This window comes from Pseudacidovorax intermedius (assembly GCF_001476815.1).
Classification (GTDB): Bacteria; Pseudomonadota; Gammaproteobacteria; order Burkholderiales; family Burkholderiaceae_C; genus Xenophilus; species Xenophilus intermedius_A.
Genome location: NZ_LDSL01000188.1, coordinates 12,702 through 32,378, shown reverse-complemented (window position 1 = coordinate 32,378; position 19,677 = coordinate 12,702). Strand labels below are relative to the sequence as shown.

Below are 19,677 nucleotides of genomic sequence, written 5' to 3'. Positions count from 1 at the left end.
CGCGGCGCCGGCCGACGGCACCACCGTGCAGGCGCCGCGCCATGTCTGGCTGCATGCGCTGTTCGCGGACAAGACGGATGCCGAATGCCGGCTGTACGACGTGCTCTCGCACGGCGCCGGCCTGCCGGGCGTGCCGTTGCTGCTGCTGCCGGTGGCATTGCCGGCGGCCAGCTTCGCCTGCCCTCCGGTGCAGGCCATCTACCGGTGGACCGTGCATTTCGATGCGCGCGGTCCGCCCGGCGCTCGCTGAATTCCCAGCCCTTTTCGCGACTCCGCCGCGCCTGCCCCAGGCCGGCGGCGGTGGTGCGTCCTTTCGAATTCAACGAGTGCTTCCGCATGAACCCCCAATTCCATCGCCACGCCATCGGCGCGGCCGTTCTCTTTGCCTTGTGCAGCCTCGCGCAGGCCCAGTCTGCCGCCGACGGCGCCACGCTCAACACCATCACCGTCACGGGCAACCCGCTCGGCGCGGCCGAGGCCATCGTGCCCGTGGAGGCGCTGTCGGGCAGCGCGCTGCTCTACCGCAGCCAGTCCACGCTGGGCGAGACGCTGCAGGGCCTGCCCGGCGTCTCCAGCACCTACTTCGGCCCCAACGCCAGCCGGCCCACCATCCGCGGGCAGGACGGCGACCGCATCCGCATCCTTTCCAACGGCGGCGCGGCGCTCGACGCTTCGGCGCTGAGCTACGACCATGCGGTGCCCACCGACGCGCTCGTGACCGACCGCATCGAGGTGCTGCGCGGTCCGGGCGCGCTGCTCTACGGCGGCAGCGCCGTGGGCGGCGTGGTCAACGTGATCGACAACCGCATCCCCACGGAGCCCATCAACGGCTTCGGCGGCCGGGCCGATGCCAGCTACGCCAGCGGCAGCAAGGAAGGCAACGGCGCCGTGGTGCTGGAAGGCGGCAACGACCGCTTCGCGCTGCACGTGGACGCCTTCCGCCGCCATGCCGACGACGTGAACGCGCCCACCTGGCTGGAATGCGGCAAGGGCGGCGTCAACGTGCTGCAGAAACGCATCTGCAATTCGGCCTCCGAGAGCCGCGGCGGCGCGCTGGGTGGCACGCTGTTCTTCGGCGGCGCGGGCTGGATCGGTGCGTCGGTGAGCGACTACCGCAGCAACTACGGCACCGTGGCCGAGGACGACGTCACCATCGGCATGCGCCAGCAGCGCCAGGCGCTCGAAGGCGAATGGCGCCCCGGCGGCTTCTTCACCGCCATCCATGCCAAGGCCAGCCACACCGACTACCGGCACACCGAGTACGAAGGCGGCTCGCCGGGCACCACCTTCAAGAACAACGGCAACGACCTGCGCATCGAGGCGCGCCATCGGCCCATCGCGGGCTTCGAGGGCCTGATCGGCCTGCAGAGCGAGCGCACGCGCTTCGCCGCCGACGGCGAGGAAGCCTTCGCGCCGCACAGCCGCACGCGCAGCGACGCGCTGTTCCTGTACGAGGAACTGCCGCTGTCCTGGGGCAAGCTCAGCGTCGGCGCCCGCACCGAACGGGTGAAGGTGTCGTCGCAGGGCTATCCGGACGATCCGTCCATCACCCGCTTCGTGCTGGGCGAGCGCAGCTTCAACCCGCACAGCGCCTCCTTCGGCCTGCTCTACAACGTGGCGCCGCAGTGGCAGATCACGGGCAACCTGGCCTACACCGAGCGCGCGCCCAAGGACTACGAGCTGTTCGCCAACGGCCCCCACGTGGCCACCGCCGCCTGGGAAGTGGGCGATGTCAACCTGCAGAAGGAACGCTCGCTGGGCGCGGACATCGGCGCGCAGTGGAAGGCCGGCGCCAACAACGCGCGCGTCAATGCGTACTGGTCGAAGTTCCGCAACTACATCGGCCTGACCGCCACCGGCAACCTGCGCACCGACGAGGGCGACTCCTTCGCCCGCGGGTCCGACGAGGCGGCCCTGGCCGCGGCGATGGACGAGGAACTGCTGGCCGAGTACGTCTACCGCGGCGTGCGCGCCCGCTTCACCGGCATCGAGGCCAGCGGCAACCTGCGACTGCTGGGCAGCGACGGCCTGCGTCCGCTGGAAGGCGGCAAGCTCGACCTGGAGTGGCGCGCCGACGCCGTGCGGGCCACCAACACCGACACGGGCGAGCCGTTGCCGCGCATCGCGCCGGTGCGCGTCGGCGCCACGCTGGCCTGGACGAGCGGCCCCTGGAACGCACGCCTGGGCTTCGACCACTATGCCGCGCAGCGCCGCGTGCCGGCCGGCGACCGCAGCACCGACGGCTACACGCTGTGGAACGCCTCGGTGGGCTACCGCATGAAGGTGCAGCGCGCCAGCCTGCTGTGGTACGCGCGGGTGGACAACCTGACGAACCAGCTGGCCTACAGCGCCACCTCGATCCTGACCACCACCGTGTTCCCCAAGGCGCCGCTGCCCGGCCGCAGTGTGAAGGTGGGCCTGCGCGTGGACTTCTGACGCGCTTGCCGCGCAGGCGGCGCAAGCGGTTCCGGGGGCCTTGGCCCGGGCCGTCATGCGCGCCTGCGCCGCGCCTATGCCATTCGGCGGACCGGCCATTTGGCAGGCCTCCACCGGAGCATCGGTCCCCTACAGTCCTGCCGATGATGTCTCACGCGGCTCGCCTCGACGGCCGGATGGCGGGCCCCGGCGCGCCGTCCGCCGCGTGCGCGCGGGCACGCTGAGCGGCCATGCCTCGGCCGGCGCTCGCCAGCGCGTGGCTGTTCGGCGTCGGCGGCTGGCTGGTCGCCGCGGTGCCTGCGTGGGCCGCGGACGCGCCCGCGCCATGCCCCACGCCTTGCTTGGCACGGCCCCGGCCTGCGCCGACCCCGGCACCCGAGGCCGCGCCGGCCCCCGCACCGCGCCCCGTCGCCCGCGGCTGGCCGGCACCCGTGTCGGCCACGGCCGGCGTGGCCGAAGCGGCCGAACCGCCGCCGCGCCCGCCGGCCTCGCGCCGCTGCATCGACATCAATATGCGCGCCGCCGTGGGCGAGCCCCTGTCGGCGCAGGACATGGCCTACCTGAGGAGCGAATGTTGAATCCGTCTGCCATCCCCGTCGTCGTCGTGCGCGCCTGGCGGCGCCTGCGCGTCCTGCTGTCGCTGCTCGTGGCCGGCGCCGCGCTGGCGGCCTGCGCCAGCAAGCCGCCACCGTCCACCGAGGCGCGGCCCTTCGACCGTGCCGTGCAGCAGGCCGTCGACGACCTCATGGTGCAGACGCAGAAGATGCCCGCCTTCCTGGCGCGCGTGGAATCGCGGCTGCAGCAGAGCCGCATCGTCATCGACCCGCTGCTCGACGGCACCACCGGCCAGCAGACCGAGGTGACGCAGGCGGCGCAGCAGCGCGTGGTGCAGCGCATGCAGGAGCGCTTCGCGCAGTTCACCGTCAGCCAGGTCGACAGCCAGGCCGTGGCGCAGGCGCAGTACCTGCTCAGCGGCACGCTGACCCGCCAGGCCGATGCCTCGGCCGGCCGCTGGCAACTGGCCCTGGCCCTCACCGAGCTCAAGAGCGGCACCGTGGTCGCGCAGTCCACGGCCCGCGTCACCGACGAGAAGCTCGACACCCGGCCCACCGCCTTCTACCGCGACAGCCCGGTGAGCATCCGCGACCGCGCCGTCGACGGCTACATCCGCACCAGCCAGACGCCGGCCGGCCAGCAGGCGGACACGCTGTACCTGCAGCGCCTGCCGACCACCGCCGTGCTGCAGGAGGCCATCGACGCCTACGCCGCCGGCCGCTGGCAGGAGGCCCTGGCCCGCTACGAGGCCGCCGCCCAGCGGCCCGACGGCCAGCAGCTGCGCGTCTACAACGGCCTGTACCTCACGCAGATGCAGCTGGGCCGCACCGCCGATGCCGAGCGCAGCTTCGGGCAACTGGCCAGGCTGGGCCTGGAGGCCAGCAAGCTGAGCGTGAAGTTCCTCTTCCGCCCCGGCTCCACCGAGTTCCTGTCGGACTCGCGCATCAGCGGCGTGTATCCCATGTGGCTGCGCCAGATCGCGCGCCAGGCCGCGCAGATGAACGGCAACTGCCTGCTCGTGACCGGCCACACCAGCCGCACTGGTTCCGAATCGGTCAACGAGCGGCTTTCGCTGCAGCGCGCCACCATCGTGCGCACCCGCCTCGCTGCCGAGGCGCCGAGCCTGGCCAGGCGCCTGAAGGAGGCCGGCATGGGCTTCCGCGAGAACATCGTCGGCACCGGTGCCGACGACGCCAGCGACGCGCTGGACCGGCGCGTGGAGTTCAAGGTCGAGGACTGCGCGGCCTCGTCCTGAACAGCGGACGGGCGCCGCCGCCAGCCGCCGGCCGGGCGAGCGGCTAAGCTCGGCCGCCGTGACCGCCTCGCTTTCCGCACTGCTGCCCGTCGTCCTGCTGATCGCCGCCGGCTACCTGGCCGGCCGTCTGGGTTGGGTGACCGGCCGCTCGGTGCGTGACCTGTCCAACCTCGTCTTCCTGCTGCTGGCACCGGCACTGCTGTTCCGCGCCATGAGCGACGTGCACCTGTCGCAGCTGCGCTTCACGCCTGTCGCGGCCTACTTCGTCGCGGCCGGCCTGGTCTATGGCGCGGCGCTGCTGGCACGGGGCTTCCACCGCGAATCGGCGGTGCTGGCGCTGTCGGGCATCTTCAGCAACACCACCATGATCGGCATTCCGCTCATCGGGCTGGCCTATGGGCCCGAGGGCATGGTCACGCTGCTGACGCTGATCTCGCTGCATTCGCTCACCTTGCTGAGCAGCGCCACCGTGGTGCTCGAGCTCGCCGCTGCGCGCGAGGCCGGCGCCACGGGCCAGCGTCGGCCACTGCTGCCCACCCTTGCGAGGGCGGTGCGCAATGCGGTGCTCAATCCTGTCGTGCTGCCGGTGCCGGCCGGCCTGCTGTTCTCGGCCAGTGGCCTCGTGCTGCCCGCGCCCGTGGACCGCAGCCTGGCCTGGCTGGGCCAGGCCTTCGGCCCGCTGGCGCTGCTGCTGGTGGGCATCACCCTGTCGCAGACGCCGGTGGGCCGCCACCTGCGCGGCGCGCTCCTGCCGGCCCTGGCCAAGAACCTGCTGATGCCGGCCCTGGTGCTGGCAGTGGCCTGGGCGATGGGCGTGCGCGGCTTGCCGCTGACCGTGATGGTGGTGACGGCGGCGCTGCCCATGGGCGCCAACGTGTTCATCTTTGCCCAGCGCTACGAGGTGGCGCAGGACCGGGTCACCGCCAGCGTGGTGCTGTCGACCGTGCTGGCCCTGCTGACGGTGTCGGGCGTGATGGCGGCCCTGGCCGTGCTGGTGGGCTGAGGCGCGGGCGTCTCGGGACTCAGCCGGCCGTCGCCAGTGCCGCGTCGCGCGCACGGCGCAGCAGGCGCTGGCGGATCAGCCCGCTGGCCGGCCGGATCAGCAGCCAGTAGGGCCGGAAGCGGCGCAGGGCCGTTGCGTCGCTGCACCAGACGTGCGTGCGGGTCGTCAGTCGCGTGCCGTCCCGCTCGGCGTCGACGGTGAAGTTCATCACCAGCTTGGCGATGCCGGGCGCATCGAGCGCCAGGAAGGCGGGCGCGTCGGGCACGTCCAGGAGCCCGTAGTCGGACTGCCAGAAGCGCCCGGCCAGGCCGAAGGCCTTCTCGCGCTCGCCATCCTGGCCCAGGTCGGTGAAGTTGGCCAGGCCGAACGACGGCCGGCCCTCAAGCGCGGCCTTGAAACCAAGCCGGCCTGCCAGCCGGTTCGGCCACTCGCGCAGGGCGATCAGGCGGCGCGCCACCGGGTCATCGACGACGTCCGGCCGGCTGACGACTGCCAGCACCCGCGCGGGCGCGGCAGGCACATGGAGGCTGTGTGCCTCCGCGAAGTGGTGGTGGGGCAGGTAGCGGGTCAGCAGGTCCATGGGCGGCATTGTGCGAGTGGGTGGCCGGGTTGCCCGGATGCCGTGGCGGGCGATCCGCTCGTCGCTCTGCTGCGCCTGTCCTGATTCACGCGACCAGCGCCGCCGCCTCCTCGCGGAACTGGGCCGCTTCTTGCCGCAGCCAGTCGCAGAAGACGCGGGCGGCGGGCCGGTCCAGCGCGTCCTGCGGACGCACCAGGCGGTACACATGGGGTGGGGCACTAACGCCAGCTGGCGCTTGGCGACAGGTTCGGCGGCCAGCACGTTGGAGGCCAGGTTGGCACTCGATGATCATGTTCGGCACAGAAGCAGATGGCGCTAGCGCCGGTCGACGCGGGCGAGGTAGTTGTCCAGCGCCTCGGACCATAGGCCGGGCGACAGGAAAATCATGTGCCCGTTCATGCCTGCGGGCGGCCGGAAGCTCAGGAACTCGCCCCGGCCGCCCGCCTGCAGGAAGGCGTCGAAGTTGGCGCGGCTGTGGGAAAGGCGATAGTAGGGGTCTTGGTCGCCATACAGCCAGAGCATCGGGCCCTCGAATGCTGCACCTCGCTGCATCAGGGCCGGATTGATGGTCGGCGCGGTCTTGCAGCCTTGGCCGATCCAGCCGCCGACGAAGTTCACCACGCCCTCGAAGCGTTCAGGATGCGCGCCGGCCAGCGCCACGGCCAGGATGCCGCCCCGTGACACGCCGCCGACCAGCAGGCGCCGCGCATCGACATCCGGGCGCGTCTGCACATGGGCCAGCACGACCTCCAGGTCCTGCATCGCACGGTCGAAGCCGGCCGTGGCCGAGCCCGCATCACAGGAGTAGCCCTGGGCGCGGTCAGCGCTGAACCCTTCGTCGTATACGCCGTCGGAGCCGCCCCGTCCCCGGCGCTGCGGAAACAGCACCTGCCAGCCGCGTGCGGCGAAGTATTCGCCGATCTCGGGGCTGGCCCAGGTCAGGCCGAACAAGGCCGGGTCGCGGCCCATGCCGGTCGAGCCGTGGTTCATGAGCACGGTCGGGAAGGGCCCGGTGCCGCGTGGCCGGTAGACCACCATCTCCAGGGTCTGCGGCCGGCCGGCGTCGTCGGTCCAGGGTGTCGCGACACGCTCGACGTGCCGCGCGTAGGGGCTGGCCAAGGGGTTTCTGCTGAGCACGCCGGCCGAGAGCAGTTGCGTGTCGGGTTTCCAGACCGACATCTCCATGTCGCCATCGGAACGCAGGCGTAGTGCAAGGCGCGCGCCGGTGTGCAGCCGCACGCTCAGTTCGCCGTCCTGGAAGCGACCTTCGGCATGGGCGTTGATCCGGCCCTGCTGTGCATTGCCGGCGGCATAGTCGACAGTGGCGCCTTCGGGCGTGAGCTTGTCCACTGCAATCGCTATGTCGCATCGCCTGAGAAAGCAGGCCCAGCCTTTCCATACGCCCTGCCACCTTGCCAAGTCAGGCGCCAGGGCCGGGTCGGGCTGCGGCCTGCTGTCATCGGGCAGCATGGCCTGCACGGCGCTCTCGGATGGGCCGGCCCTTAGTTGGGCCATGTAGTCGGGCCATGTGGTCTGGGCTGCGGCGCCGAGGGACAGCAGGGCAAGGCAGGCGATGGGCAGGCGCAGGTGGCTCAGCTTCATAACGGAAGTGTCGTTAAAGGCAGGTGTGACAGGAGCAGCGCGGGAGAAGTCGCCGACATTGTGTCGGTCCCACCTTTGGCTTCGCTAAAGAAAGCGCCCGCCACAATCGCCGCCGTGCACCTCCTCCTGATCGAAGACGACCTGGACCTCGGCCGCGCCCTGCAGGCCGCGCTGCGGGTCGAAGGCCTGAGCAGCGAATGGCTGCGCCGCGCCGCCGATGCACCGGCGGTGCTGGACGCCGCGCAGTTCGCCTGCGTGCTGCTGGACCTGAGCCTGCCCGACGGCGATGGCCAGTCGCTGCTCGCGCGCTGGCGCCGCAGCGGGCAGCAGTTGCCGGTGATCGTCATCACTGCGCGTTCGGCCGTGGAGGACCGCACCGCGGGCCTCGACGCCGGGGCGGACGACTTCGTGGTCAAGCCCTTCGCGACGGCCGAGCTGATCTCGCGCATCCGCGCCGTGCTGCGGCGTTCGGCCCGGCAGGCGAGCGAGCAGTGGGCGCTGGGCGGGGGCCTGACGCTGGAGCCGCGCGGCCACGCCGCCTGGCTGGATGGGCAGCCCTTGGAGCTGTCGCCCCGCGAGTTCCGCCTGCTGCTGGAGCTGGCGCGCGAGCCCGGCACGGTGCTGCCCAAGGGCCTGCTCGCCCAGCGCATGGAACCGCTCGGCGATGCGCTGGACTTCGCCACGGTCGAGGTCCACGTCTCCAACCTGCGCCGCAAGATCGGCGCCGACCGCATCCGCACCGTGCGGGGCGTGGGCTATCTGCTGGCGGCGCCATGACGATCTGGCGACGCTCGTTGTCGCGGCGCATCTTCCTGGTGGTGCTGCTGTCCTTCGTGCTGGTGCTGGCCGTGCTGCAGGCCTACATGTGGCTGAGCTTCCGGCAGTCCATCTCGGTGAGCCAGCCGTTGAGCCGCCTGGGCGGCGGCCTGGGCGAGGCGCTCGCCGCCATCGACGACGAGGCGCAGGCGGTCGCCACCGTGGGCGCCATGCAGACCATCTATGGCCACCTGCGCCTGGGCGGCAATCCAGCCGGGACGCTGGTCTTTCGGCTGGAGGATCGGGAAGGGCGGCTGCTGTTCAGCGCGCCGCTGCTGCGCGACCGGGCACTCGACGCGCCGGCGGGACGTGTGAGCACGATGGCGGTGGACGGCATCCCCTACTGGATCTATCGCGCCGATGCCGGGCGCTGGCGCCTGTATGCGGCCGAGCCGGAGCGGACGCTTGCGCTCGTCGTGCCGAACAACACGCGGGCCGTGCTGCCCTACCTGCTGATCGCGCTGCCACTGGTGCTGGTGCCCGCCTGGCTGGCGGTGGCGCTGGGCCTGCGGCCGTTGCGGCAGCTCACGCAGCGTTTGCAGCGCCGCTCACCGGCCGACCTGGCGCCGCTCGGCTTCGAGGCCCGCCATGCGGAACTGGCGCCGCTGGCGCAGGCGGTGGATGGCCTGCTGGTGAAGCTCAAGGTCCGCCTCGACCGAGAGCGGGCCTTCGTCCACGACGCCGCGCACGAACTGCGCACGCCCATGGCCGTGATCGCGACCCAGGCCCACGCGCTGGGTGGTGCCGCCGATGCCGACGAGCGCCGCGAGGCGCAACAGCAATTGGAGTCGGCCATTGCACGCGCTTCGCACTTGACGCAGCAGTTGCTGGACCTGGCGCGGCTGGACGACGCACCCACAGCCGCGCCTCCGGTGATCGACGTCGCGCAATGGTTGCGCCAGCTGATGGCGGACATGGCGCCGGCGGCCATGGCGCGCGATATGGACCTGAGCCTCGCCGCGCCCGACCGGCTGATGGCTGCCGTCGAGCCCGCGGCCTTGCTGTCCATCATGCAGAACCTGCTGGCCAACGCGATCGGCCACACGCCGCCGGGTACGCGCATCGTGGTCACGCTGGCCGGCTCGGCGCATCCGCTGAGCCTGTCGGTGGAGGACGATGGACCGGGCATTCCGCCCGAGGAGGCGGTGCAGGTGTTCGAGCGCTTCCACCGCGGTACCGATCCGCGCACCCACGGCGCTGGCCTGGGGCTGGCCATCGTGCGGCAGGCGGCTGCGCGGCTGGGCGGCGAGGTGCGCCTGGGCCCGGGGCTGGACGGGCGCGGCGCGGGCTTTCATCTGTGCGTGCCCTGAGTTAGCTTGCCAGCGCAGCCGCCTCCTCGCGGAACTGGGTTGCCTCCTGCCGCAGCCAGTCGCAGAAGGCGCGGGCGGCCGGACGCTCCAGCGCATCCTGCGGATGCACCAGGTGGTAGGCATAGGGGCCGGGCACGGGCCGGCCCGGCAGCAGCGCCAGCCGGCCCTGGGCCAGGGCGTCGGCGGCCAGCACGTCGGAGGCCAGGGCGGCGCCTTCGCCGGCGGCTGCGGCATCGAGCGTCAGGTAGGTGTGCGAGAAACGCAGCCCCTGGCGCAGCCGCCGCGCCGGCACGCGCAACTGCTGGGCGGCGCACCAGCGCGGCCAGTCCACCTGCTCGGGAATGCGGGGCTCGGGGTCGTCGTGCAGCAGCGTGGCGGAGAGCACGTCCGCCGGTGCGCCGAGAGAGGCGGCCAGCGTCGGGCCGCCGACGGCGACGTAGGTCTCGGGCAGCAGCGGTTCGGCCGCCAGGCCGGGATAGAGTCCGCGGCCCAGCCGCAGCGCCAGGTCCACCTGGTCGCGGGCGAAGTCCACCGGCGGGATCGAGGCCAGCAACCGCAGGTCCACCTGCGGTTGCCGCGCCCGGAAGCCGCCCAGCCGCGGCATGAGCCAGCGCGTGATGAAGGAGGGCAGGGCGGTGACGGTGAGCGCATGGTCGTCCGCCGCGTGGCGCAGGGCGGCGGACAGGCGCTCCAGCTCGTCCAGGAGCGCGCCGACGCCCTGCAGGTAGCGGCGGCCGGCCTCGTTGAGCTCGACGGCGCGCGGCCGTCGCACGAAGAGCGGGCGGCCGAGCCAGTCCTCCAGCAGGCGCACCTGGTGGCCGATGGCCCCGGCCGAGACGCAGAGCTCGTCGCCGGCCCCAACGAAGCTGCCATGGCGGGCCGCCGCCTCGAAGGCGCGCACGGCGGGAAGGGGAGGGAGCACACGGGTCATAGCCTCAATCCGGTTGCGGCTGAGCCGCCAATGCTTTGCTTTGTGGTCCAGTCCCGGGCGCCCTACAGTGGCGGCACGGGCGCGAAAGGCTCATTGTGGCTGAGTCATCCGCCGCTGGCCGAGGCAAGGCGCAACGGCCCCGCACCCTTCCACCTACCAGGATTGTCATGGGCGCACTGCTCGTTCTTCTCTCCGCCCTGGGCTTCGGCGCCATGGCCCTCTTCGCCCACGTGCTCTACGCGCAGGGCATGGACACCCACAGCCTGCTGACGCTGCGCTTCGCGCTGGCGGCGGTGCTGCTGGGTGGGCTGGCCTGGGCGCGGGGCGCGCGCTTTCCGGCCGGGCGCGCGCTGGCCGACGCCATGCTCATGGGGCTGGCCTATGCGCTGATGGCCTGGACTTATTTCAGCGCGCTGCGCCATGCGTCCTCGGCCACGGTCGCGCTGCTGCTGTACGTCTATCCGGTCCTGGTGGCGGTGGCCGCGGCGGCGCTGCGGCTGGACCGGTTCGGCGCGGCCGAGGCGCTGTGCCTGGGCCTGGCCTCGGCCGGCCTGTGCCTGGTGCTGGGCGGCGCCATCGCAGGCACGGCCACCGGGCTGCTGCTGGCCCTGGCCTCGGCGCTGTGCTATTCGGCGTACATCCTGCTCGGCAGCCGGGCGCAGCCGCCGGTGGACAGCCTGGCCGCGTCGACGGTGGTGCTGGGCACGGCGGCAGCCTGCTACCTGGGGCTGGCGATGTGGCAGGGCATGCGCTGGCCGCAGGGCGCGAGCGGCTGGGGCGCGATGCTGGCGCTGGCGATCTTCGGCACGGTGGTGGCCATCGTCGCCTTCGTGGCCGGCCTGCGCCGCGTCGGGCCGACGCAGGCGGCCGTGCTCTCCACGCTGGAGCCGGTCGTGACCGTGGGGCTGGGCGTGGCCTTTCTGGGCGAGCGGCTGTCGCCCGGCGCGGCGGCCGGTGGTGCGCTCATCCTGCTGGCGGCTCTCGCGCTCACCGTGGCGCGCAGCCGCCGCGCCAGAGCTGGGCGCGGCGTTGTCGGCGCTACGGTGCCAGACGCGTCTTGACCCAGTCCTGGCCTTCCTGCTGGTAGCAGAGCCGGTCATGCAGCCGGCTCTTGCGGCCCTGCCAGAACTCCCAGCGCTCCGGCACCAGCCGGTAGCCGCCCCAGTGCGGCGGGCGCGGCGGGTTGAGCAGAAACTTGGCGCTGTACTTGGCCGCATTGGCCACCAGCACGCTGCGGCCCACGATGGGCTGGCTCTGCGGACTGGCCCAGGCGCCTATGCGCGAATCCAGCGGGCGGCTGGCGAAGTAGGCGTCGCTCTCCGCGTCGCTGACCTTGTCCACCCGGCCTTCGATGCGCACCACGCGCTCCAGCTCGACCCAGTGGAACTGCAGCGCGGCGAAGGGGTTGCCGGCCAGCTCCTGGCCCTTGCGGCTCTGGTAGTTGGTGAACCAGACGATGCCCCGCGCGTCGTAGCCCTTGATCAGCACGATGCGGGTGGAGGGCCGCAGGTCGCTGCCCACGGTGGCGACGGTCATGGCGTTGGGCTCGGGCACCTGGCCGGCGATGGCCTCGCCGAGCCAGCGCTCGAACTGCATCAGCGGGTCGTCGGCGCTGTGGGTTTCGTCGAGTTCGGCCCGCTCGTAGCTCTTGCGCAGGTCCGCGAGGGAGGTCTTCAGATCGCTCATGGCGGGCATTGTCCGCGCTGGCGATGTCCCAGCCTGGATGGCGGTCTACCTGCCACGGGCCGGCACAATGGCACGCCGATCCGAGTCCTATCCCACCAATGACGATGAACCCCGACCCTCTTCCCGTCGTGCTGGTGCTGGCCTCCGGCCGCGGCGAGCGTTTTCGCGCCTCGGGCGGCGCGGTGCACAAGCTGCAGGCGCTGCTGACTGGCCGCGCCGTCATCGATCGCACGCTCGATGCCGTGCGCGCGAGCGGCCTGCCCTGGCACGTGGAGGATGCGGGCCATCCCGGCATGGGCGACTCGATTGCCGCCGCGGTGCGCGCCACCGCCGATGCGCCCGGCTGGCTGGTGCTGCCGGCGGACCTGCCGCTGGTGCAGCCCGTCACGCTGCGCACGGTGGCAGCGGCATTGGCCGACGCCTGCGCGGCGCAGCCCACGTTCCAGGGCGAGCGCGGCCATCCGGTGGGCTTCGGCGCCGCCAGCGGTCCGGCCCTGATGGCGCTGGCCGGCGAGCAGGGTGCTGCGCCCGTGCTCAAGGCCCTGCGTGCGCGGGGCGCGGTGCGTGAACTGGCGGTGGACGATGCTGGCGTGGTGACCGACATCGACACGCTGGACGACCTGGCCCGCGCCGAAGCGCTGTGGCGCGCGCGCCAGCCGGGCGGCTGATCAGACCGGCACCGCCCAGGCGTCGTAGCCGTACACCCAGTCCGCATTGCCGCCGGCGCGCAGCCAGTTGTTGCCGCGCGAGCCGATCTGGATGCGGCTGGCCCGTTCCTGCCGCGCGGCCTCATAGCGCCTCAGCACCGAAGGCACCTCGGCTGGTTGGCCGGCCAGGCCCACGCAGCGGGCCAGCACCACGGCATCCTCGATGGCCGAGCCGGCGCCCTGCGCCATGAAGGGCATCATGGGATGGCAGGCATCGCCCAGCAGCGTGATCGCGCCCTGCGACCATTCGGGCAGCGGGTCGCGCTCGTACAGCGCCGTCTTGAGCACCGCGTCGCAGGCGTCGAGCAGGGCCCGGGCATGCGGATGGAAGTCACGGTAGACCGCGCGCAGCTCGTCCACGCTGCCGGGCGTGGTCCACGATTCCTCGTGCCAGGAATCCTGTGCCGTGGTCGCGAAGATGAAGGTGTCGCGGCCCTGGTTGAGCGGGAAGGTCACGATCTGGCTCTCCGGCGTGGGCCCCCACCATTTCGTGAAGGCGCCCAGGTCGGGCACGCCGCCCACGCGCGCCGTCGGCACCACGGCGCGGAAGGCGACCACGCCGGTGAAGCGCGGCTGCTCATCGCCGAAGAGCGCGGCGCGCACCACCGAATGGATGCCGTCGGCGCCCACCAGCAGGTCCAGCCGGCGCACCTCGCTGTCGTCGGCGAAACGGATCGCCACCTCGCCCTGGCTGTGGTCCTGCGCGATGGCCTGGGCCCGCTTGCCGAAGTGCACGCGCTCCTGGGGGAAGGCCTCGGCCAGCGCGGCCAGCAGATCGGCGCGGTGGATGGTGAGCTGCGGCGCGCCGTACTGCTGCTCGGCCGTGTCGCCCATGGCCAGGCGCGAGGTCTCCTCGCCGCTGTCCCACAGGCGGCTGATGCGGTGCGTGGGCCGCGCGGCCGAGGCGCGCACGGCCTCGCCGATGCCGGGCGCCAGGCCGTCGAGCGCCCGCACGGCATTGGGCGTGAGGTTGATGTCGGCGCCCACGCGCAGGAACTGGCGGCTCTGCTCGAAGACCTGCACGTCGTGGCCGGCGGCCCGCAGCGCGCAGGCAGCGGCCAGGCCGCCGATGCCGGCACCGACGATGCCGATGCGCAGGGGGGAGGTGAGGGAGTCGGTCATGGCAGTGAGGGGTTCGAAGAGGGATGGAAACGGGCGGACGGACCGCGTGGCCTGGTATCGGGCCGGAGGGCCGTCGTGATGGAGCGCGATTCTTCCGGCCGGCCCCGGCATGCATAACCGCCGAAAATCCCGCAATGGGGACGAAGCGTCTCCCCCGCCTTTTCCATCCCCCGGCGCCAGCGCCGCGCCACCCACCACTGCCGCCCATGGATGTCCTCAGCGACGTGCTCTCGATCTGCCGCGCCGAGCGGGCCGTCACCGCGCATTTCTCGCTGGGCGCGCCCTGGGCGCTGTCGTCCGCCGGCGTGCCGGGCGTGATGCTGCGCATCTCGCGCGGGGCGCCGTACTGGGTGCAACTGCCCGGTGAGCCGCCGCTGCAGGTGGCCGAGGGCGACCTGCTGATGCTGCCGCTGGGCACTGCGCATGTGCTGGCCTCCCGCCCCGGGCTGGCGCCCACGCCTTTCGCCGAGCTGATCGCCCGGCACGCCGACGGCGCGCGCGACGAGAACCCGCTCGTCTTCCGCCATGGCGGCGATGGCGAGGCCACCGAGATCTTCTCGACGCTGCTCTGGTTCTCCGCCTACAGCCGGCATGCGGTGCTGCGGCTGTTGCCGCCGCTGCTGCACCTGCGCCAGGGCGACATGCCGGCGGGCGGCAGCCTGGCGGGCGCCTTGCAGGCGCTGGTGCAGGAGACGCTCAGCCGCCGCCCCGGCTGGCGGCTGTCGGCCGCGCGCATGGGCGAGCTGCTGCTGGTCAACATCCTGCGCGAGCGCCTGGGCGAGGCCGCGCAGGCCGAGGCGGGCTGGCTGCGCGGCCTGGGCGATCCGGCCATCGCCCGCGCGCTGCAGGGCATCCACCATGCGCCGCACGACGACTGGGACGTGGCGCGCCTGGCCAGTGCGGCCGCGATGTCGCGCTCGCGCTTCTGTCTGCGTTTCAAGGTCCTGGTGGGCTACACGCCCATCGGCTACCTCACCGCGCATCGCATGACGCTGGCGGCGGAGCAGCTCGAAGCCGGCAGCCTCACCGTGGCCCAGGCCGCGGCCCAGGCGGGCTACGAGTCGGACAAAGTGTTCGCGCGGGCCTTTCGCCGCTGGGCGGGCGTGACGCCGGCCGCCTATGTGAAGCGGGAGCGGGCACGGCGGCAGGCGCTGGCGGGCTTTGGGGAAGGCGCGGCGCCTTCCACGTGAGCCGCTGCGCCGCGACGGCCTGCGCGTTCAAGCGCGCGGCGCGCTCAACCGGCGAGGCGACGCCAGGCAGCCACGAATTCGCGCGCCGTTGTTTCCACCGCCTCGGCCGCCTTGCCGGACTTGTAGAGCGCCGAGCCGATGCCGAAGCCATCGGCGCCGGCTGCATGCCAGGCCGGCATGCCCTCGGGCGTGATGCCGCCCACCGGCAGCAGCGGCGTGCCGCGCGGCAGCACCGCCTTCAGCGCCTTCACCGCCGCCGGCGAGGCCATCTCGGCCGGGAAGAGCTTGAGCGCATGCGCGCCCGCCGCCAGCGCGCCGAAGGCCTCGGTGGGCGTGAGCACGCCGGGCAGGGCGACCATGCCGAGCGCCACGGTCTCGCGCACCACGGCGGCATCGAAGCAGGGCGACACGATGAGCTGGCCGCCGGCCGCATGCACCTCACGCACCTGCTGCGGCGTCAGCACCGTGCCGGCGCCCACCAGTGCGCCGGGGCACTGGTCGCGCAGCAGGTGGATGCTCTCCAGCGGCTCGGGCGAATTGAGCGGCACCTCCAGCAGGCCGAAGTCCGAGGCGACCAGGGCCTGGCCGATGGCGGGCGCCTCGGCCGGCGTGAGGCCGCGCAGGATGGCGACGAGGGGCAGTTGGGCCAGCGCGCGCTGGAAGGCGGGAAGCAGGTCGGTCATGGGATGGACGTCGAAAAGCAAGAGGGAGATCGGTGTGCTCAGCCGGCGGCCTGCCGCGCACGCCAGATGGCGTATGCCCCCGCCCAGGTGGCCTGCGCATCCAGCAATTGCGCCGGCACGCCGACGCTGTCCAGCGCCAGCGCATAGCGCTCAGTCAGCGCCGCGCTGCCCACCAGCACCACCGGCGTGCCGGCCTCGAGCGCCTGGGCCCGCAGTTCCTCGCCGATGAGAAGGCCCGACAGGTAGCTGGCCGCGGCGGCCGGGCTCAGCCGGTCGAAGAGCGACAGCGCCCGCATACCGAAGGCCAGGTGCAGCAGCCCCGGCGAATCGGCCTGCCGTGCGCGGCCCACGCCGTCGAGGAAGGCGGCCTCGTGCAGCGGCGCATCGGCCTGCAGCGTGCGCGACAGGATCGAATGCTGTGACAGCAGGGCATAGAACTCGCCCGTCATGAAGGTGCGAAAGCCCGTCACCCGGCCATCGGCCACGCGGGCCCACTTGTTGTGCGTGCCGGGCAGCACGAAGAGGCCATCGCGCAGCCCGGTGAGGCGCATGGCGCCCAGGATCTGCGTCTCCTCGCCGCGCATCACGTCGGGCACGCCGCTCTGGTGGTCCACCAGGCCAGGCACCATGTCGATGCGCCCGGGCTGCACCGGCACCACCTGCCGCGCGATGTCGTCGGCGCCGCAGGGGCAGGCGCAGTAGGGCGCCTCCACCCAGCCCTGGCGGCTGCCGGCCATGCCGGCGATCAGGCAGCGGCTGCCGGGCACCGCCATCCAGTCCTGGGTGAAGGCCTCGAACACCTCGTCGAAGCTGGCGCCGTCCAGGTGCAGGATGCCGCGCGGGGCGCTGCGCTCGTCCAGCACGCGGCCGTCCTCGGCGATCAGCGCGCCGCGCAGCGCGGTGGTGCCCCAGTCGAGGGCGACGAAGCTCATGAAGACATTCCTTTCAGGCGGCCAGGGCCCGGCGCATCCGCAGTGGGGCACGAAGCCGGCGCGCTGGCCCGGGACGACACAGCCACGTCGGCTACTCCCGCGACGAGGACTCGCCCCGGCCGTGGCCGTGCAGTCTCGCATGTCCTTAGGTCCCTGCACCCTTGCCCGGCGGCCGGTCAGCCGTCGCCATGCGGGGCCGGCAAGAATATAGGGCTGTCGCATCCGCGCGCGCCGGCATCCCCGCCGCGGCGCGCGATGCGCGTCTCTTTTTCCATCATGACCGCCGACCTGCTCGATCCCCTCCTCGATGCCTCCTTCAAGGGCTATCCCCGCACCCAGGCGCCCCGCGCCCGCAGCGCCGTCGGCGCCGCCGGCTGGAACGTGCTGGCGGGCGACCTGCCGCTGCCCCTGGCCGTGATCCGTCGCGAGGCGCTGGCGCACAACCTGGCCTGGATGCAGCGCTACGTGCAGAGCCAGGGCATCGACTTGGCGCCGCATGGCAAGACCACCATGTCGCCGCAACTCTTCGCGCGGCAGATCGATGCCGGCGCCTGGGGCATCACCTTCGCCAACGTGGCCCAACTGACCATCGGCGTGGCGGCCGGCGTGCGCCGCTGCCTCATCGCCAACCAGGTGATGCAGGACGAGGACCTGGCCGGCATTCAGCAGATGCTTGCCGCGCACGACGGGCTGCGCGTGGTCTTCCTCGTCGATTCGTCCGCGCAACTGGCGCTGATCGAGGTCTGGGCCGCGGGCCGGCCCCACACGCGGCCTTTCGAGGTGATGCTGGAAATCGGCCTGGACGGCGGCCGCACCGGCTGCCGCACGGAGGAAGAAGCCATTGCCTTGGCGCGCGCCCTTGGCGCGAGCGCGGCCGTGCGGCTGGTGGGCATCGAATGCTACGAAGGCCTTTGGGCCACGGGCGATTCGGCCGCCGATTCGGCGCTGGCCACGGCCCTGATGGACCGCGTGCAGGCGGTCGCCCGCCTGTGCGGCGATGAGGACCTGTTCGACACCGACGAGGTGCTGTGCTCTGCCGGCGGCTCGGCCGTCTTCGACCTGGTGGCCGGTCGCCTACGGCCGGCGCTCGGGCGGCCGGTCCGCGGCCTGCTTCGCTCGGGCTGCTACGTGACCCACGACCACGGCTTTTACACGCGCATGATGGGTCAGGTGAATGCGCGCATCGGCTGCGACTGCGCCGAAGATGGGCTGCGCCCCGCCATGGAGGTCTGGGCCGCTGTTCAATCGTGCCCCGAGCCGCGGCTCGCGATCCTTACCGCCGGGCGGCGCGACGTCTCCTTCGACATCACGATGCCCATCCCCTTCGCGCGTGCCGTCCGCGGCGCGCAGGCCCCGACGGGCGTACCTTGGAGCTGGAAAATTACCGCACTCAACGACCAGCATGCCTACCTGCACTGGGACGACAGCGACGACGCGCTCGCCCCTGTGGTGGGCGAGCGCGTCGGGCTCGGTATTTCTCATCCCTGCACCACCTTCGACAAGTGGCGCTGGATGCCGGTGGTGGACGAGGCCTACAACGTGGTCGACGCCATCACCACCGCGTTCTGAGCCCTGGCGGCTCAGCGCGTGATCACGCCGCAGGCGATGCGCGGGCCGGAATTGCCGGCCGGCTGACTGGTGTAGTCGTCGCGGTCGCGGTGCACCACGATCGCACGGCCCACCACGTTGTTGGCCGCACCGTCGGTCAGCGAGATGCTGTGCACGTCCACGCTGAAGCGGGCCACGCCATTGGCATCGGCCACCAGGCTGGGCAGCTCGCCAGCATGGCTGCCGGGCGCGCCGAATTTGCCGTGCGTGACGCCGGTCGGGTTGAAGTGGCCACCCGAGGCATTGCCGTTGTCGGCGCAGGAGCCCTTCTCGTGGATGTGGAAGCCGTGCTCCGAGCCGGGCGGCAGGCCGCGCACCTCGCCGGCCACGCGCACGCCGTGGTCCAGCGCCGTCAGCGTGACCTGGCCCATGGTCGGGTTGGGCGTGATCGCGCCGGTGGGCGCCAGGGTGGCGGTGGCGCGCGAGGCGCCCATGCCCATGCCGGCGCAGGCCGCGAGCAGCAGGCTGGAGCCGGCAAGGGCAAAGGCGGCCAGCAGGCGGGAGGAGGGCAGGGCGGGGCGGAGGTTCATGGCGTGTTTCCTTGGGATGGGGAAGGGTTGGAATCGGACCGGCTCAGGTGTAGCGATGCCGCGTGCGCCTGGCTGTCGGCCGAGGTCGCCAGTTGCCCCGGCGCCCGGGCGGCCAGCCGCAGCAGGCGTGCGAGGGCCGAGTCGCGGATGCCGTGGCGCTGCAGTGCCTCGAGCGTCTGCCGCGCATAGTCCAGCGAGCTGCCGTAGCGGCCCACGGCGGTGGCGAAGATCTCGCGGTAGCGTTCCTCGCTGAGGGTGCCGGTGAAGTTTGGCGATTTGCGTGACAGCGTGAAGGCCAGGGCCCGCACCGGCCCCTGGGCGGTGCGGCACTGCAGCCAGCGCGGGTCGTACACGCCGGTGGGCATCTCGCGCAGCCACAGGCGGCCCAGCGTCTCCAGCGCGATGGCCTGCGGGATGCGGAACACCATGCCGCGGCAGCTGCCGCCGCTGAGCAGGCCGAACACCAGCCCGGGCTTGTCGATGCTGCCGCGGTTGACGCGGCTCCACATCTTCAGCGCCCGGTGCCAGCCGGCAACCTGCGCGGGCCGGGCCTCGCTGTGGTCGAAGCCGGGGTTCCAGATCAGCGAGCCGTAGCCGAAGAGCCACAGGTCGTCCTGCCCGCCCCATTCGGCAATGGTGCGTTCGAGCAACGGGCCGGGGTCGCGCACGGCCGGTGGCAATGCGCCGACAAGGGGCGGCAGGGGTGTGGCACCTAGAATTTCGGCTTCTGA

At 72.4% G+C, this 19,677-nt stretch carries 19 protein-coding genes and 1 pseudogene; 11 read left to right on the top strand and 9 right to left on the bottom strand.

From position 1 onward, the window contains the following. The 5 genes and pseudogenes from NS331_RS26870 to NS331_RS23715 form a co-directional block, all read left to right on the top strand. A pseudogene (locus NS331_RS26870) lies at nucleotides 1–250 on the top strand (hypothetical protein); the annotation flags it as partial. An 86-nt stretch (nucleotides 251–336) separates the two neighbouring features. Continuing rightward, on the top strand, nucleotides 337–2,436 hold the full coding sequence (locus tag NS331_RS23725; RefSeq protein ID WP_058644396.1) for a TonB-dependent receptor: 2,100 nt from the start codon (nucleotides 337–339) through the stop codon (nucleotides 2,434–2,436). 431 nt (nucleotides 2,437–2,867) lie between these two features. Further along, nucleotides 2,868–3,014, top strand: coding sequence for a hypothetical protein (locus NS331_RS26865; RefSeq protein WP_193758192.1), 147 nt, complete (start codon nucleotides 2,868–2,870; stop codon nucleotides 3,012–3,014). Further along, nucleotides 3,011–4,246, top strand: coding sequence for an OmpA family protein (locus NS331_RS23720; protein WP_242873870.1), 1,236 nt, complete (start codon nucleotides 3,011–3,013; stop codon nucleotides 4,244–4,246). Before NS331_RS26865 ends, NS331_RS23720 begins: the two co-directional genes overlap by 4 nt. Before the next feature lie 58 nt (nucleotides 4,247–4,304). Next, on the top strand, nucleotides 4,305–5,249 hold the full coding sequence (locus NS331_RS23715; RefSeq protein ID WP_058644392.1) for an AEC family transporter: 945 nt from the start codon (nucleotides 4,305–4,307) through the stop codon (nucleotides 5,247–5,249). Nucleotides 5,250–5,268: 19 nt separating this feature from the next. Here the strand turns inward: NS331_RS23715 and NS331_RS23710 are convergent, their stop codons facing one another. Together NS331_RS23710 and NS331_RS23705 are read right to left on the bottom strand one after the other, a co-directional pair. Continuing rightward, nucleotides 5,269–5,829, bottom strand: a complete 561-nt coding sequence (locus NS331_RS23710) for a hypothetical protein (protein ID WP_058644391.1) — start codon at nucleotides 5,827–5,829, stop codon at nucleotides 5,269–5,271. A gap of 315 nt (nucleotides 5,830–6,144) precedes the next feature. Then, complete coding sequence (locus tag NS331_RS23705; protein ID WP_153013016.1) at nucleotides 6,145–7,431, bottom strand: alpha/beta hydrolase family protein; 1,287 nt, start codon at nucleotides 7,429–7,431, stop codon at nucleotides 6,145–6,147. 114 nt (nucleotides 7,432–7,545) lie between these two features. On the opposite strand from NS331_RS23705, the gene NS331_RS23700 reads away from it, so the two are divergent. Continuing rightward, nucleotides 7,546–8,208 (top strand): response regulator, encoded by a 663-nt coding sequence (locus NS331_RS23700; RefSeq protein WP_058644389.1) that lies wholly within the window; start codon nucleotides 7,546–7,548, stop codon nucleotides 8,206–8,208. Next, nucleotides 8,205–9,557 (top strand): sensor histidine kinase, encoded by a 1,353-nt coding sequence (locus NS331_RS23695; protein WP_058644388.1) that lies wholly within the window; start codon nucleotides 8,205–8,207, stop codon nucleotides 9,555–9,557. The genes NS331_RS23700 and NS331_RS23695 overlap by 4 nt, the downstream gene beginning before the upstream one ends. A 1-nt stretch (nucleotide 9,558) precedes the next feature. On the opposite strand, the gene NS331_RS23690 is transcribed toward NS331_RS23695, so the two are convergent. After that, a complete protein-coding gene (locus tag NS331_RS23690) occupies nucleotides 9,559–10,488 on the bottom strand; it encodes a LysR substrate-binding domain-containing protein (RefSeq protein ID WP_058644387.1) in 930 nt (309 codons plus the stop codon). Between the two features lie 167 nt (nucleotides 10,489–10,655). Here NS331_RS23690 and NS331_RS23685 point away from each other — a divergent pair, with 167 nt between their 5' ends. Then, nucleotides 10,656–11,549, top strand: a complete 894-nt coding sequence (locus tag NS331_RS23685; protein WP_058644386.1) for a DMT family transporter — start codon at nucleotides 10,656–10,658, stop codon at nucleotides 11,547–11,549. On the opposite strand, the gene pdxH is transcribed toward NS331_RS23685, so the two are convergent. Further along, nucleotides 11,527–12,174: a pyridoxamine 5'-phosphate oxidase gene (gene pdxH / locus NS331_RS23680; RefSeq protein WP_058644385.1), complete on the bottom strand. Its 648-nt coding sequence runs from the start codon at nucleotides 12,172–12,174 to the stop codon at nucleotides 11,527–11,529. The two genes, NS331_RS23685 and pdxH, sit on opposite strands and share 23 nt — an antisense overlap. Before the next feature lie 98 nt (nucleotides 12,175–12,272). Here pdxH and NS331_RS23675 point away from each other — a divergent pair, with 98 nt between their 5' ends. After that, nucleotides 12,273–12,842: a nucleotidyltransferase family protein gene (locus NS331_RS23675; RefSeq protein ID WP_058644384.1), complete on the top strand. Its 570-nt coding sequence runs from the start codon at nucleotides 12,273–12,275 to the stop codon at nucleotides 12,840–12,842. Here NS331_RS23675 and NS331_RS23670 read toward each other — a convergent pair whose 3' ends face one another. Then, nucleotides 12,843–14,003, bottom strand: a complete 1,161-nt coding sequence (locus tag NS331_RS23670; RefSeq protein WP_058644383.1) for an FAD-dependent monooxygenase — start codon at nucleotides 14,001–14,003, stop codon at nucleotides 12,843–12,845. 206 nt (nucleotides 14,004–14,209) lie between these two features. Between NS331_RS23670 and NS331_RS23665 the strand changes: the two genes are divergently transcribed. Beyond that, nucleotides 14,210–15,193, top strand: a complete 984-nt coding sequence (locus NS331_RS23665; protein WP_058644382.1) for an AraC family transcriptional regulator — start codon at nucleotides 14,210–14,212, stop codon at nucleotides 15,191–15,193. 44 nt (nucleotides 15,194–15,237) lie between these two features. Here the strand turns inward: NS331_RS23665 and NS331_RS23660 are convergent, their stop codons facing one another. After that, nucleotides 15,238–15,876, bottom strand: coding sequence for a 2-dehydro-3-deoxy-6-phosphogalactonate aldolase (locus NS331_RS23660; RefSeq protein WP_058644395.1), 639 nt, complete (start codon nucleotides 15,874–15,876; stop codon nucleotides 15,238–15,240). 38 nt (nucleotides 15,877–15,914) lie between these two features. Further along, nucleotides 15,915–16,808: a 2-dehydro-3-deoxygalactonokinase gene (locus NS331_RS23655; protein WP_058644381.1), complete on the bottom strand. Its 894-nt coding sequence runs from the start codon at nucleotides 16,806–16,808 to the stop codon at nucleotides 15,915–15,917. A 276-nt stretch (nucleotides 16,809–17,084) separates the two neighbouring features. On the opposite strand from NS331_RS23655, the gene NS331_RS23650 reads away from it, so the two are divergent. Further along, the gene (locus tag NS331_RS23650; RefSeq protein ID WP_082702725.1) at nucleotides 17,085–18,377 is read left to right on the top strand and encodes an amino acid deaminase; all 1,293 of its coding nucleotides are present in this window, start codon (nucleotides 17,085–17,087) and stop codon (nucleotides 18,375–18,377) included. Between the two features lie 11 nt (nucleotides 18,378–18,388). Here the strand turns inward: NS331_RS23650 and NS331_RS23645 are convergent, their stop codons facing one another. Together NS331_RS23645 and NS331_RS23640 are read right to left on the bottom strand one after the other, a co-directional pair. Further along, nucleotides 18,389–18,946, bottom strand: a complete 558-nt coding sequence (locus NS331_RS23645; protein ID WP_058644379.1) for a superoxide dismutase family protein — start codon at nucleotides 18,944–18,946, stop codon at nucleotides 18,389–18,391. Beyond that, nucleotides 18,943–19,614, bottom strand: a complete 672-nt coding sequence (locus NS331_RS23640; RefSeq protein WP_345940362.1) for a gamma-glutamylcyclotransferase — start codon at nucleotides 19,612–19,614, stop codon at nucleotides 18,943–18,945. The genes NS331_RS23645 and NS331_RS23640 overlap by 4 nt, the downstream gene beginning before the upstream one ends. Nucleotides 19,615–19,677 lie beyond the last annotated feature (63 nt).

Coding starts and splice junctions, on each gene's coding strand:
- NS331_RS23725 (WP_058644396.1), top strand. CDS start 337: ATGAACCCCCAATTCCATCGCCACGCCATCGGCGCGGCCGTTCTCTTT.
- NS331_RS23710 (WP_058644391.1), bottom strand. CDS start 5,829: ATGGACCTGCTGACCCGCTACCTGCCCCACCACCACTTCGCGGAGGCA.
- NS331_RS23705 (WP_153013016.1), bottom strand. CDS start 7,431: ATGAAGCTGAGCCACCTGCGCCTGCCCATCGCCTGCCTTGCCCTGCTG.
- NS331_RS23695 (WP_058644388.1), top strand. CDS start 8,205: ATGACGATCTGGCGACGCTCGTTGTCGCGGCGCATCTTCCTGGTGGTG.
- NS331_RS23690 (WP_058644387.1), bottom strand. CDS start 10,488: ATGACCCGTGTGCTCCCTCCCCTTCCCGCCGTGCGCGCCTTCGAGGCG.
- NS331_RS23685 (WP_058644386.1), top strand. CDS start 10,656: ATGGGCGCACTGCTCGTTCTTCTCTCCGCCCTGGGCTTCGGCGCCATG.
- pdxH (WP_058644385.1), bottom strand. CDS start 12,174: ATGAGCGATCTGAAGACCTCCCTCGCGGACCTGCGCAAGAGCTACGAG.
- NS331_RS23675 (WP_058644384.1), top strand. CDS start 12,273: ATGACGATGAACCCCGACCCTCTTCCCGTCGTGCTGGTGCTGGCCTCC.
- NS331_RS23670 (WP_058644383.1), bottom strand. CDS start 14,003: ATGACCGACTCCCTCACCTCCCCCCTGCGCATCGGCATCGTCGGTGCC.
- NS331_RS23665 (WP_058644382.1), top strand. CDS start 14,210: ATGGATGTCCTCAGCGACGTGCTCTCGATCTGCCGCGCCGAGCGGGCC.
- NS331_RS23660 (WP_058644395.1), bottom strand. CDS start 15,876: ATGACCGACCTGCTTCCCGCCTTCCAGCGCGCGCTGGCCCAACTGCCC.
- NS331_RS23655 (WP_058644381.1), bottom strand. CDS start 16,808: ATGAGCTTCGTCGCCCTCGACTGGGGCACCACCGCGCTGCGCGGCGCG.
- NS331_RS23650 (WP_082702725.1), top strand. CDS start 17,085: ATGACCGCCGACCTGCTCGATCCCCTCCTCGATGCCTCCTTCAAGGGC.
- NS331_RS23645 (WP_058644379.1), bottom strand. CDS start 18,946: ATGAACCTCCGCCCCGCCCTGCCCTCCTCCCGCCTGCTGGCCGCCTTT.